Source organism: Microbacterium sp. EB106-03-03-XG65 (genome assembly GCF_058791955.1).
Map to the genome: position 1 here is coordinate 490,898 of NZ_JBYTEB010000002.1, position 12,576 is coordinate 503,473.

Consider the following 12,576-nt stretch of genomic DNA (forward strand, 5'->3'; position numbering starts at 1 on the left):
ATCACTCACTGGAGTACCGCGCCGCCGCCTCCTTGCGGCGGGCTTCGTCGAGCTTGCGCGCGATCTCGGCGCGGTGGCGGTGGCCCTCGTACGCTTCGGCGAGTGCGCGGTCGCGAGCGAGCGAGTCGCACGCCGCGAGCAGCGAGGCGGCTGTCGCCGCATCCTCACCGGCCGGCAGGTATCCGCACCACAGCAGGAAGGTGCGAGCGGCCTCGCTTCTGCGCTCGTCGTCGGATGTCCATGCCGCCGGATCGGCGACGGGCGCCACGCGGAGCGCGAGTGCGTCGACGGCGAGCGCCGGCCGGCCATGTGCGAGTGCGGGCGTGAGCGGTTCGATCACGCTCTCGCTCGCCACGAGCCAGAGCGCGATGCCCGCTCCCCGACGCACGCGGAGGTCGTCGTCGAAGCGCTGCGCGAGGATCGGTGCACCGAGGATGTCTCCGGCGAGGGCACGGATCGACACCCGCTCGTCGAGGAACTCCTGCGGTACGCGTGAGAGGCGTGCGGCGACCGACTCCACCGAGGGCCCCGTCCTCGCGCGGGCCCACGCTTCTGCTTCCCCGCCCGAGCGTTCGCTCCAGGCCGCGAGCAGCGCCTCGGTGTCAGCCATGCAGCGTCACCGCCAGGGCGGCGCACGCGGCGGGGGCGTCGGCCATGGTGTGCAGGTAGACCACGTCGTAGCCGTCGCGCTCGGCGAGCTGCGCGACCTGGCGACGAGGATCCATGAGCACGAGCGTACCCGTCGTGAGCACCTCTCGAACCTGGCGGGCGACCCCGGCATAGGGCTCGTTGCCGACCCCGAACATCGACACCAGGCCGTCATCCGACAGCACGACGACGTGCCGCTGGGTGTCGTCCTGCGCAGACGGGAGGTTCGCGTACCGTGCGGCGTAGAGGTCGAGGGGGAAAGAGGTCGATCGACCGAAGAACAGCGAGATCGCCGCGATGATCTCGACCGGGTCGCGACCGAACCGCGGCATCCCGGCCACTTCGCCGGTTCCCGAGAAGCTCGTCACCCGCACGCGACCGCCGCCGCGCAGGATCGACAGCGCGAGGATGGTTCCCGCGAGCACGGCAGGCGATCCCCGACGCGGGTGCGTCATGGACCCGGACGAGTCGATGTAGAGGTCGAGCTCGAGGCTGGTCTCACGCGTCAGGGGCTCGTCGTCGAGCTCCGACCGGCGGCGAGTGGTGACTCCGGGGATCACCGCGCCCGAGCGCATCGTGACGGGCCAGTCGATGTCGCCGAGGGCGTCGCCGACCTCCCACAGCTCGAGCGGTCCGGGGATGCCCCCGGCGGGTGCCGACGGGGCGGGTCGCGTGATCGGCCGCACCCAGGTGGCGGCCTCGGTGCGGTACCAGGCGGCGAGCACCGCATCTTCATCGCTGTCACGGTAGAGCTGCAGCGTGCGCGCGATCGTGAGTCGCTGCCCGGCATCCGGGGGACTCTCGTCTTCGGGTCCGCCTTCGCCTTCGTCGTCGTCGGTGCCGATGACGGCCCCCGGATGCGGAGGCAGATCGGCGCGCAGTCGCTGATCCGCCAGCAGGCGACCGAGCTCGGCAGCCGTCGCGGGACGGTCGTCGACGCCGCACCCGACGGGCGGCTCGAGCGGCCATCCGCCTTCGGCATCCTGTTCGGCCAGATACGGTGCGGCGATCACCGCGAAGAGCGCGGCTCCCGAGACCGGATCGGTGCCGAACGTGCGCACCGCATCGGCGACGAGCGCCGCGTCGACAGGAGGATTCGTGGCGGTGGCACCGGCGAGCTCGGCCGCGACGCGCTCGCGCTCTGCCCTCGCCTCGCGCAGCAGCCGCTCCTTCTCACGATGCTTCGAGGGGATCGCGCTCAGCGGCACCAGGCGCTGGGTCACGCTCTCGGCCACCGGACGATCCGGAGCCTGCGGTGGACACAACGTGCCCTGTGGCAGCTGCCACAGCAGTTCGTACGCGCGGCAATAGACCCACCACAGCCGGTCCCTGCTGTCGGCGGGCGCGGGATAGAGCGCACGACCGAGCCGCACGATGCCCAGATCGCGCGTCGGGACGGACCCGCCGGCCTCGACCCGCTGCAGCTGCGCGAGACGCGTGTTCACGAGCAGGTCGCTCCACATGTTGCCGAGGCGTCGAGCGCCGTCGCCGGCATCTCGCTGCGTCACCATCGTGATCGCCCGCGCCATCTGGTGGTCGATCTTGAGGGCGTCGATGCGCGTGCTCGGCGCCAGAACGTGATGCCCGATCTCGTGCGCGAACATGCTCCACAGCTCGTCCGAGAGCCCCCGCTCGGCGAGGTACTGCGGGTCGATGGTCACCGAGGGCGGAAAGGCGAACCAGGCGGGAGCCCCGTGCCGCTCCGCCGCTCCAGGACGCATGCGTGGGTCGTCGAGTCGCACGCGCCACAGGTTCAGTGCTCGTTCCCACGCCCGACGCGCGTCGTCGGTCAGCGGGATCGGGTCGGGTTCGTTCTCGCGCCTCGCTGAGCCGCGCGTGGGATCGGCCGTCACTGCGCCTCCCTCACGTGCACCCAGGCGAGGTGCGTGTCGGCGCCGATCACCACCGTCACACCGTCGTCGATCGACGCGTCCGGCAGCGCAGGCTGCTCGGCGAGCAGCGCCAGCCGCGAGCCCCAGACGTCGGCGTCGAGCCGCCACCAGGAGCCGGCGACGAGAAACGCGAAGGCGCCGGGCTCAGTGAGGCGGTCGACGCGTTCGGGGGGATGGATCCAGGCGCCGCCCAGGCCGCGGAATCCTCCGACGGCGAGCACGTACCCGCGCTGATCGGCACGGCCCGGCCACCAGAACCGGTCGGTCTGCTGGCGGCGCACGAAGGCGTCGAGGTGGTCTGCGGCGAGCCCCAGAGCGGCGGCCGCTGCCACACGCGACTCGGGAGTCGGGGAGGCGGCGAGCCGCGACAGCGCGTCGGCACGGAGCCCGAGCGCCCCCGCCCGCCATGCCGCGATCGCCACCAGATCGAGGGTGCGGTCGCGATCGTGCAGCGATGAGGGTTCTGCCGCGACGCCCGCCGCGAGTGCACGCGCGAACAACTCGGCGTCGCCGTGCGCCCGGGCGACCGAATCCGCCGCGAGCGCGGCGTCGAGTCCGACCGGTGAGAGATCCGCGAGCGCCGCCGGCGCGAAGGGCGCGGGCGCGTTCGCGAGCTGCACGGGCTGGCGGATCACCCGCGCAGCTCCTGCCAGCGAACATAGGCGGTGTACCGCTGATGCAGGTACTTCAGCGCGATGACGTCGTCGAAGTCACGGCCGTACAGCTTGCCGACCGTGGCGATGCGGCGCAGCTGCGCTTCGACGGCTGTGATCCGACGAGACGCCTCGAGCGCCGAGACCCCGTCGAGTCCGCCGTCGAACTCGTCGAGAAGCCTCGCGACCTGGTCGTCTGAGTCGCGTCCGAGAGAGTCGTACTGTCGGCACGACTGCGCGAACAGGTCGGCCAGCCAGCTGACGGTGTCTGTGCTGAGCTCGCGCTCCGCCCCCACATCGAACCGCGGGTGCGTGGTGTTGGGCAGCAGCTTTCCTCGCAGCACGAACGGCAGCACCGCGGCGACGTCGTCGAGTTCGACCGCCTCCACGCCTCGGAACCAGGCCATCGCCTTGGAATACAGGATGAGCGTCTGCAGAGCCCGCACCGACAGCCCGTTGCGGGTCTGCGCACCGAGGTCGACGTCGAGGTCGGCGCCGCTGTTGGCCTCGATGACCTCGCCGACCCGGCCGCCCGAAGTGGTGACGACGTCTTTCGTGCGGTACTCGAAACGGCGTCCGCCGTGCTGCACGAACTCGAAGTGGCTGAGGAAGAACCGCAGGCGATCGCGCACCGCATCCGGGATCGGCACCGCGCGAACGGCCGCGCGCATCTCGGAGCGCTGCTCCTCGTCGAAAGCGAGCTCAGCGGGCAGATGCTCCTCGGGCTTCTCGCCCGCCTCGACCCGGGTGATCAGCTCGTCGAAGAAGCGACTGTTGAAGCCGGCCGCCTGCACAGTGACGTCCATGCGGTCGCGCAGCGCCTGGATCACAGGGAACGTGCCTCCGCCCGCATCGTCGTTCGCCGTGAAGAACCAGCTCTCCACTCCCCCGTCGGGCGCGGTCCTGCGCATCTGGTCGTGGCTCTCGACATACCCCTCGACCACCATCGTCAGCAGCGCGGACTGCGGCTGCCCCTGCTGCACGGCGCGCCGCACGTCGTCCGACGCGGTTCCGGCGAGAACTCCCATGAGCACGGCCACCGTGGTCTTGCCACGCCCCGGACCGCCGATCAGCAGGCACTTGCCGCCGACCGCGAAGGTGAGGAGCGGCACGAGCACGTTCGACGAGAACGACGCCTGAGTGGGCAGAGTCACCGTCGCACCGGCGTCTCCCAGCTCGATCGCGAGCGGCTCGCCGTGCGAGAACTCCATGTCGTAGTAGGGCGAGATGACCGCCCGGTTCACGATCCAGTAGTAGACCTGGCGCAGCCGCTCGTCCAGCGGCACCGCGGTGCGCTCGGCCGGACGGAACAGGTCTTCGGCCGTCAGCTCTCGTACACCGTGACCGCTGCCGGGGTTCGTGGGCGAGGCGGAGACTCTGTTCCAGCGGTCGGGCATGCGATCATCCTAACGACGTCGATCGGGCGCCCTGCTGCAGCGCGCGCTGCTCGTCGAGCGGCCTCGCCTCGAGCGGCACGGCGAACCGCAGATGATCCGCCAGCAGGGGCTCGAGGGCGGATGCGGCGGCGTCGACCCGCTCCTGCACACCCCCGCGCACCTCGATCCAGGGCACGGGCTGCGTCGCGAGCACGTCGCGGAAGCGCTGCTGCATGTCGTGCCGGATGTGCTCGCCGTCGCGCATCCCGTCTTGCACGAACGGGATCTCGTCGCCCGTGAGCACGTAGAGCAGCGGCCGGTGCGCCTCTGCTGCGGCGAAGAGGCGCGCGGCCGTGGATCCGACATAGCGCTCATGCCACAGAGAGGTCGCCAGCACGTCGGTGTCGCACACGAGCACCGGCAGCGGTACCGTGCGCAGCGCGCGCTGCTCGAGGGCGATCTGCCGGTCGACGATCAGGTCGAACTCAGAGCTGTGCCACGGCGCGTTCAGCCCGCCCTCGCGAATCTCCGAGTACTCGCGCCCGTACTCCGGCACCCAGTGTGTGCCGAGCCCGTCGGCCAGCGCTTCAGCGAGGGTCGTCGAGCCGGTGGACTCCGCCCCCAACACCACCACCCGTGCGGTGAGCCAGGCGCGCACCGCGGGCGTGAGCTCGTGCCAGTGCGCGGCCACATCGGCGCGGATCGCGGTGCCCGAGATCGGATTGATACGCCGGCCTTCGTCGATGCGCACCCAGCGGGCGCCGAGTCGGCGCGCGAGCTCACCACCGTAGGCGTCGCACGAGAACACGGTGTCGACGGGGCCGTCGAGCAGCGAATCGATCACGGTCATGTGCTCGTCCCACGCCGACTCCGACTCGAAGTCGACCGGAGCATCGTCCATCTCCGCCATCACGCGCACGCCGGGGTGCGCCTCGCGGATCCAGTCGGCACGCACCTCGAGCGGAATCGACTCGACCGACGCTCCCAGCACCTGCACGGTGACGCGGTCGCTCTGCCGCTGCGCCTCGCGGATCAGGTGCGAGTGCCCGCTGTGGAAGGGATAGAACTTGCCGAGAACGAGGCCGTGGCCCCGCCCGCGACCCGGTGCGGCGCTGCTCATGCGCGGGCAGCTGCCACGCCGGGCACACCGGAGCGTTCCTGGGACGCGGCATGCCGCCACGACCGATACCCGATCACGCACAGGCCGATGAAGAGCAGATAGAGCGCGGCGATCACCCAGAGTCCTGCGACGATCGACAGCCCCACGAAGGCGATGTCGACGCAGATCCAGACGAACCAGTTCTCGATCCACTTGCGGTTCAGCATGTACTGCGCCACCAGGCTCGCGGCGGTCGTCGCCGCATCCGCGATCGCGACCTGCGAATCGGTGAACGTCGTCAGCACCCAGACCAACACCACGGTGCCGGCGACGGCGGCGAGTGCGAGCCACGGCCAGGCCCGACTCGGTGTGCGCACGACGTAGCTGCGGCTCTGCTCGGCACCACGCGTCCAGCGCCACCACCCGTGGGCACCCATCAGCAGGTACACGACCTGCAGCGCAGAAGAGGCATAGAGCCCTGCACCGATGAAGACCAAAAACAGCACCACGTTGTTGGCGATGCCGATCGGATAGTTCCAGACGTTCCGCCGACCCGCCAGCCACACGCACACCGCACCGGTGACGAAGCCGAGCACCTGCGGCCATTCGGCCTGAAGCCAGTCGAGCACGACCGGGCCTACAGCTCGACGCCGAGCAACACCGGCTCGGGCTGCAGCACCAGACCGAATTCGGCGTGCACCCGGCTCTGGATGAAACGCGCGAGCTCTGAGACCTCGGCAGCGGTCGCGCCGCCCCGGTTGGTCAGGGCGAGCGCGTGCTTGGTCGACACCGACGCGCGCGAACGCGGCAGCTTGAAGCCCTTGCGGATGCCGGCGTGCTCGATGAGCCACGCTGCGCTCACCTTGACATCGGGCTTCTCGGTGGCCTTCGAGGCGGGCACGAGACCGTCATACGAGGCGAGCGGGATCACGGTGACGGCGTCGAGGTCGGGTGACACGGGCCAGCGCGGGCACTCGGGCGGCAGCGCACGCGCGACGGCCTCGGGCACGATGGCGTTCTGGAAGAACGAGCCGACGCTGTGGGTGTCGGGATCGTCGTCATCGAGCAGCATGCCCTTGGATGCGCGAGTGGCGAGGATGCGCTCGCGCACCCAGGCGAGCGGCACGGGCGCGTCGGAGTCGAGAGCCAGCGCACGGCGCAGCTGCTCCCCGCGCACGATGCGCTCACCGGCGACGAGCAGATCGACCGTGACCGAGAGGATCACGGCGCGACGCTCAGGGACGCTGCCGTAGTGATGCTTCAGCACCGACGTGCGGAACCCGAGTCCCAGTTCGGATGCCGGCACGACCGACACCTCGCCGGTGGCTTCGTCGATGAGGTCGACCTCGACCAGCGTCTCCTGGATCTCCTGACCGTACGCGCCGATGTTCTGCACGGGCGATGCCCCGACGGTGCCCGGGATGCCGCTCATGGCTTCGAGCCCTGCATAGCCGCGATCGACGGCGTAGGCGACGAGATCGTCCCAGCCGTGCCCGGCCTGCACGCGCAGGCGGATGCGGCCGGGGTGGGGCGACGGCAGCTCTTCGATGCCGCGGGTGAGCACGCGGATGACAGTGCCCTCGAACGTCTCGTCGCCGATGAACAGGTTCGACCCGCCACCGAGCACGAACCACTCGTCGCCGCGAGCCCAGACGTCGCGGAGCGCTGCGACGAGCTCATCGGCCGTCGACGCCTCCACCATCCGCTCCGGTGCGCCACCGGTGCGCAGGGTCGTGAGCGTGGCGAGCTGCAGCGGCTCGATCTCGCGTACCAGGGTGTCGCCCATCAGACGGCGACGCGCAGCTGCGCCTTGACGAGCACCGTCGTGTCGCCGAACGTGACCTTGAGATCGATGCGCGTGGCGGCGTCGTCGACGGCGCCCACGGTGGCGACGACGTGCAGGTCGGCGCCGGACTCGGGGTCGACGACGACGGGCTTCGTGAAGCGCACGCCGTAGTCGAGGATGCGCGCCGTCGGCTCGAGTGCGGCGACGACCACCGACGAGGCGATGCCCATCGTGAGCATGCCGTGTGCGAGCACGCCGGGGAGGCCCACGGCAGCGGCGACGTCGTCGCGGTAGTGGATCGGGTTGAAGTCTCCCGATGCCCCCGCGTAGCGCACGAGCGACTCACGGGTGAGGTGGACGGTGCGCTCGGCGATCACGTCTCCGACGGCGTACGGCATCACTGGGCTCCCTCTTCTGCGCTCTCGTCGGCCCCGACCAGCAGCACGCTGGTCGCGGTGACGACGTGCTCGCCCGCGGCATCCTCGATCTGAGCCTCGCTCGTGATCATGGCGTTCCCGCCCATCATGCGGATGCCGGTGACGCGGAGCCGCCCTGTGAGCTCGTCGCCCGCCACGATCGGGCGGGTGTAGGCGAACTTCTGCTCGGCGTGGATCGTGCGCGCGAGCACGATGCCCGAGTCGGGCTCGGCGAGCAGCTGCTGCAGCGTGTGGTCCTGGATGACCATCGCGAAAGTCGGCGGGGCCACCACATCGGCGAAGCCCGCGGCCTGAGCGGCCTCGACGTCGGTGTGCTGCGGAGCCTCGGCGAAGACCGCACGAGCGAATTCGCGCACCTTCTCGCGTCCGACGAGGTAGGGGGTCGTCGGCGGGAACTCCCGGCCGACCAGATCTTGGTTCACTGCCACCCCTCGATCCTACTTTCTCGGTCGTGGAGCATGGTGCCAGGGCAGCCGGGTCAAACTCCGTCAGTCGTTCTTCTTGCGCCCCTTGATCGCCTTGATCGCCATCTGCACGGCGATCACCACCAGATATGCCGCGAAGAGCATGTTGCCCAGAAGCGGATCGATGAGCGTGGCGAGCCAGGCTCCGAGCGCCGTCGTCGCACAGGCCGAGACGCCCACGATCGCCGCCGCGACGAGGTCGACGTTGCGGTTGCGAAGGTTGCCGATCGTCCCGGAGATCGCGGTCGGGATCATCATGAGAAGAGATGTCCCCTTGGCGACCAGGTCACTCGTGCCGAATGCCAGCATGAGCACGGGCACGATGATCACGCCGCCTCCGACGCCGATCAGACCCGCGAGGATGCCGGTGCCGACGCCGACCACGAGCAGAGCGAGCCCGTTGAGCAGGCCGAGCTCGAATTCGGCATCGCGCGAAGGAACGACGAGGAACAGGCTGACGATCACGATCCCGAGGAAGCCGACGAAGAACCAGCGCAGCACCGTCTGCGAGATCTTCGGCAGCAGCCGGGTGCCGATCTGCGCCCCGACCACGGCTCCCACCGCGAGGATGAGAGCGGGGATCCACGCCACCGCTCCGTTGACGGCGTACGACACGACGCCCACCGTCGCCGTCGGAACGATCGCCGCCAGCGAGGTGCCGGCGCCGAGACGCTGGTTGAAGTGCAGGAACAGCACCAGCAGCGGAACGATGACGGTGCCGCCGCCGACGCCGAAGAGTCCCGAGAGAAGGCCTGCGAGCAGGCCGACCCCGATGAATGCCGTGTAGGCGCGAGGCCCTCTGTTCAGGGTCGCTGCGTCAGTCACCGGATCAGCCTACTCCTCACCGCGCTTCGATCCTTGGGACGCGGTCTCTTCCTATGCGACACTGGATCGCACCGACGACGACGATGTCGCCCGGATCGAAGGAGATCTCCATGGTGCGCAGTTCCTATCCCGACGTCGAGATCCCTGCGGTCTCGATCCACGAATTCCTGTTCGGCGATGTCGAGGAGGATCGCCTCGACGCGGTCGCCCTCGTCGACGGAGTCAGCGGCGCGACGACCAGCTACCGCCAGCTGATCGGTCAGATCGACCTGTTCGCGGGTGCACTGGCCGCCCGGGGAGTCGGAGTCGGCACCAGAGTGGGCGTGCTCTGCCCCAACATCCCCGCGTTCGCGACGGTGTTCCACGGCATCCTTCGGGCCGGGGCCACCGCCACGACCATCAATTCGCTCTACACTCCCGACGAGATCGCGAACCAGCTGACGGATGCCGATGCGAGCTGGCTCGTCACCGTCTCGCCGTTGCTTCCCGGCGCGAAGAAGGCGGCGGAGTCGCTCGGCTTCGATGCCGATCACATCATCGTCCTCGACGGCGCCGAGGGGCATCCGTCCCTGCCGGCGCTGCTCGGCGAGGGTCATGCCGCACCCGACGTGTCATTCGACCCCGCGACGCACCTCGCCGTGCTCCCGTACTCGTCGGGAACGACGGGGCGCCCGAAGGGTGTCATGCTCACGCATCGCAATCTGATCGCGAACGTGAGCCAGTGCCGCTCGACCATCTCGCTGGGTGACGACGATCGCGTGCTGGCGGTGCTGCCGTTCTTCCACATCTACGGCATGACGGTGCTGCTCAACTTCGCACTCCGTCAGCGTGCTGCGCTCGTGACGATGCCCCGGTTCGACCTCACCGAGTTCCTCAGAGTCGTTCAGGAGCATCGCACGAGCTGGGTGTTCATCGCGCCGCCGATCGCGGTCGCGCTCGCCAAGCATCCGCTCGTCGACCAGTACGACCTGTCATCGGTCAAGGTCATCTTCTCGGGAGCGGCGCCGCTCGACGGCGCGCTCGCCTCCGCGGTCGAGGCGCGGCTCGACTGCACGGTGTGCCAGGGATACGGCATGACCGAGACGAGCCCCGTGACGCACGCGATCCCCCACGACCGCGCTGACATCGACCGCTCTTCGGTCGGCATGCTGCTCGCGAACACCGAGGCGAGGCTCGTGGCAGAGGACGGCAGCGACGTCGAGGTTCCCGCCGAGGGGGCGAGCGACCCCGGCGAGCTGCTGATCCGAGGGCCCCAGGTCATGAAGGGCTACCTCAATCGCCCGGACGCGACCGCCGAGATGCTCGACGCCGACGGATGGCTGCACACCGGTGATGTGGCGACCGTCACCCACGACGGTGTCTTCCGCATCGTCGATCGACTCAAGGAGCTCATCAAGTACAAGGGCTACCAGGTCGCGCCGGCCGTGCTCGAGGCCGTGCTGCTCGAGCATCCCTCCATCGCGGATGCCGCCGTCATCGGCGTCCCCGACGCCGATGGGCAGGAGGTGCCCAAGGCGTTCGTCGTTCGGCAGCCGGATGCGCACCTCGACGCGGACGCGGTGATGGCGCACGTCGCGGCTCACGTCGCCCCTCATGAGAAGGTACGGCAGGTGGAGTTCATAGAGGCGATTCCCAAGTCGGCATCCGGGAAGATCCTGCGAAAGGATCTGCGCTCCCGGGTGTGAGAGCGCGCGCTCCGAGCGCGGAGACGACGAAGCCCGCCGCCCCGAAGAGGGGCGGCGGGCTTCGTCGTGAGCGAGGTCCTTACTCGGACTTCTTCTCCACAGCGTCTTCAGCGGCGGCCTCAGCGGCCTCGCCCTCGGCCTGCGACTCGGCGCCGGCCTCGGCTGCGGGAGCCTCGTCAGCGGCGGTCTCCTCGGCGGGAGCCTCCTCGACGACCTCAGCGGGCTTCTCAGCCTTGGCAGCCTTCTTGGTCGACTTCGCCTTGGGGGTGACGGGCTCGAGAACGAGCTCGATCACGGCCATGGGAGCGTTGTCGCCCTTGCGGTTGCCGACCTTCGTGATGCGGGTGTAGCCACCCTCACGGTCTGCGACGAGGGGTGCGATCTCAGCGAAGAGCGTGTGGACCACGCTCTTGTCGCCGATGACCGAGAGAACGCGACGACGAGCGTGAAGGTCTCCGCGCTTGGCGAAGGTGATCAGGCGCTCGGCGAGCGGACGCAGGCGCTTGGCCTTGGTCTCGGTCGTCTTGATCGACTTGTGGGTGTACAGCGCAGCCGCGAGGTTGGCAAGCAGCAGGCGCTCGTGGGCGGGGCCGCCTCCGAGGCGGGGACCCTTAGTGGGCTTGGGCATAATCGTCTAACTCCTGGTCAGAAAGGTCGGGTATCAGAAGGACTCGTCTTCGCTGCCGCTGTAGAAGTGGGCGCCGTCGAAACCGGGCACCGAATCCTTGAGCGACAGACCGAGCGAGATGAGCTTGTCGCGCACCTCGTCGACCGACTTCTGGCCGAAATTGCGGATGTTCATGAGCTGCGTCTCCGACAGGGCGACGAGCTCAGAAACGGTGTTGATGCCCTCACGCTTCAGGCAGTTGTAAGAGCGGACCGACAGGTCGAGGTCCTCGATCGGCATGGACAGCTCGCTGGAGTTCACAGCCTCCACCGGCGCCGGGCCGATCTCGATGCCCTCGGCCTCGACGTTCAGCTCGCGTGCGAGGCCGAACAGCTCGGTGAGCGTCTTGGCAGCCGAAGCGACAGCGTCGCGGGGGCTGATGGCCGACTTGGTCTCGACGTCGAGGACGAGCTTGTCGAAGTCGGTGCGCTCACCGGCACGGGTGGCGTCGACGCGGTAGCTGACCTTGAGCACCGGCGAGTAGATCGAGTCGATCGGAATCTGACCGGCCTCGGCGTACTCGTTGCGGTTCTGCGTCGCCGAGACGTAGCCACGGCCACGCTCGATCGTCAGCTCGAGCTCGAACTTCGCGGTCTCGTTCAGCGTCGCGATGACGAGCTCGGGGTTGTGCACCTCGACACCGGCCGGAGCCGAGATGTCAGCGGCGGTCACTTCGCCCGATCCGGTCTTGCGCAGGTACGCCGTGATGGGCTCGTCGCGCTCCGACGAGACCACGAGCTGCTTGATGTTGAGGATGATCTCGGTGACATCCTCCTTCACGCCGGGGATGGTGCTGAACTCGTGCAGCACGCCGTCGATGCGAACGCTGGTGACCGCGGCACCGGGGATCGACGACAGCAGGCTGCGACGAAGCGCGTTGCCGATCGTGTATCCGAAGCCGGGCTCCAGAGGCTCGATGATGAACCGGCTCCGGTTCTCGACGATCTTTTCCTCGGTCAGTGTGGGACGCTGTGCAATAAGCACTCTGTGTTCCTTTCGATCACATGCCCGCTATATGACATGTGGTGGGGTGAGGTCTTGAGT

At 69.0% G+C, this 12,576-nt stretch carries 13 protein-coding genes; 1 reads left to right on the forward strand and 12 read right to left on the reverse strand.

What is annotated here, in order from left to right; all coding sequences use genetic code 11:
* Position 1: 1 nt before the first annotated feature.
* The 10 genes from AC3WS6_RS15710 to AC3WS6_RS15755 are packed head-to-tail and all read right to left on the reverse strand — an operon-like array spanning position 2 to position 9,180.
* On the reverse strand, positions 2 to 610 hold the full coding sequence (locus tag AC3WS6_RS15710) for a phosphohydrolase (RefSeq protein WP_492501953.1): 609 nt from the start codon (positions 608 to 610) through the stop codon (positions 2 to 4).
* A complete protein-coding gene (locus AC3WS6_RS15715; protein WP_492501954.1) occupies positions 603 to 2,501 on the reverse strand; it encodes a DUF58 domain-containing protein in 1,899 nt (632 codons plus the stop codon). The genes AC3WS6_RS15710 and AC3WS6_RS15715 overlap by 8 nt, the downstream gene beginning before the upstream one ends.
* Complete coding sequence (locus tag AC3WS6_RS15720) at positions 2,498 to 3,175, reverse strand: potassium transporter Kef (RefSeq protein WP_492501955.1); 678 nt, start codon at positions 3,173 to 3,175, stop codon at positions 2,498 to 2,500. The genes AC3WS6_RS15715 and AC3WS6_RS15720 overlap by 4 nt, the downstream gene beginning before the upstream one ends.
* Complete coding sequence (locus AC3WS6_RS15725; RefSeq protein ID WP_492501956.1) at positions 3,172 to 4,590, reverse strand: MoxR family ATPase; 1,419 nt, start codon at positions 4,588 to 4,590, stop codon at positions 3,172 to 3,174. The genes AC3WS6_RS15720 and AC3WS6_RS15725 overlap by 4 nt, the downstream gene beginning before the upstream one ends.
* A 4-nt stretch (positions 4,591 to 4,594) precedes the next feature.
* Positions 4,595 to 5,689, reverse strand: coding sequence for an AAA family ATPase (locus AC3WS6_RS15730; RefSeq protein ID WP_492501957.1), 1,095 nt, complete (start codon positions 5,687 to 5,689; stop codon positions 4,595 to 4,597).
* The gene (pnuC, locus tag AC3WS6_RS15735) at positions 5,686 to 6,297 is read right to left on the reverse strand and encodes a nicotinamide riboside transporter PnuC (protein ID WP_492501958.1); all 612 of its coding nucleotides are present in this window, start codon (positions 6,295 to 6,297) and stop codon (positions 5,686 to 5,688) included. Before pnuC ends, AC3WS6_RS15730 begins: the two co-directional genes overlap by 4 nt.
* 8 nt (positions 6,298 to 6,305) lie before the next feature.
* A complete protein-coding gene (locus tag AC3WS6_RS15740; RefSeq protein WP_492501959.1) occupies positions 6,306 to 7,454 on the reverse strand; it encodes a UDP-N-acetylmuramate dehydrogenase in 1,149 nt (382 codons plus the stop codon).
* Positions 7,454 to 7,852: a MaoC/PaaZ C-terminal domain-containing protein gene (locus AC3WS6_RS15745; protein ID WP_492501960.1), complete on the reverse strand. Its 399-nt coding sequence runs from the start codon at positions 7,850 to 7,852 to the stop codon at positions 7,454 to 7,456. The genes AC3WS6_RS15740 and AC3WS6_RS15745 overlap by 1 nt, the downstream gene beginning before the upstream one ends.
* Positions 7,852 to 8,319 (reverse strand): FAS1-like dehydratase domain-containing protein, encoded by a 468-nt coding sequence (locus tag AC3WS6_RS15750; protein ID WP_492501961.1) that lies wholly within the window; start codon positions 8,317 to 8,319, stop codon positions 7,852 to 7,854. Before AC3WS6_RS15750 ends, AC3WS6_RS15745 begins: the two co-directional genes overlap by 1 nt.
* A 60-nt stretch (positions 8,320 to 8,379) precedes the next feature.
* Positions 8,380 to 9,180, reverse strand: a complete 801-nt coding sequence (locus AC3WS6_RS15755) for a sulfite exporter TauE/SafE family protein (protein ID WP_492501962.1) — start codon at positions 9,178 to 9,180, stop codon at positions 8,380 to 8,382.
* Positions 9,181 to 9,290: 110 nt separating this feature from the next.
* Between AC3WS6_RS15755 and AC3WS6_RS15760 the strand changes: the two genes are divergently transcribed.
* Positions 9,291 to 10,865, forward strand: a complete 1,575-nt coding sequence (locus AC3WS6_RS15760) for an AMP-binding protein (protein WP_492501963.1) — start codon at positions 9,291 to 9,293, stop codon at positions 10,863 to 10,865.
* Positions 10,866 to 10,944: 79 nt separating this feature from the next.
* Here the strand turns inward: AC3WS6_RS15760 and rplQ are convergent, their stop codons facing one another.
* Positions 10,945 to 11,493: a 50S ribosomal protein L17 gene (gene rplQ, locus AC3WS6_RS15765; protein WP_492501964.1), complete on the reverse strand. Its 549-nt coding sequence runs from the start codon at positions 11,491 to 11,493 to the stop codon at positions 10,945 to 10,947.
* Between the two features lie 33 nt (positions 11,494 to 11,526).
* Entirely contained in the window at positions 11,527 to 12,516 is a 990-nt protein-coding gene (locus AC3WS6_RS15770; protein ID WP_201471273.1) for a DNA-directed RNA polymerase subunit alpha, read from the reverse strand.
* Positions 12,517 to 12,576: the final 60 nt, after the last annotated feature.

Coding starts and splice junctions, on each gene's coding strand:
- AC3WS6_RS15710 (WP_492501953.1), bottom strand. CDS start 610: ATGGCTGACACCGAGGCGCTGCTCGCGGCCTGGAGCGAACGCTCGGGC.
- AC3WS6_RS15725 (WP_492501956.1), bottom strand. CDS start 4,590: ATGCCCGACCGCTGGAACAGAGTCTCCGCCTCGCCCACGAACCCCGGC.
- AC3WS6_RS15730 (WP_492501957.1), bottom strand. CDS start 5,689: ATGAGCAGCGCCGCACCGGGTCGCGGGCGGGGCCACGGCCTCGTTCTC.
- AC3WS6_RS15740 (WP_492501959.1), bottom strand. CDS start 7,454: ATGGGCGACACCCTGGTACGCGAGATCGAGCCGCTGCAGCTCGCCACG.
- AC3WS6_RS15745 (WP_492501960.1), bottom strand. CDS start 7,852: ATGCCGTACGCCGTCGGAGACGTGATCGCCGAGCGCACCGTCCACCTC.
- AC3WS6_RS15760 (WP_492501963.1), top strand. CDS start 9,291: ATGGTGCGCAGTTCCTATCCCGACGTCGAGATCCCTGCGGTCTCGATC.
- rplQ (WP_492501964.1), bottom strand. CDS start 11,493: ATGCCCAAGCCCACTAAGGGTCCCCGCCTCGGAGGCGGCCCCGCCCAC.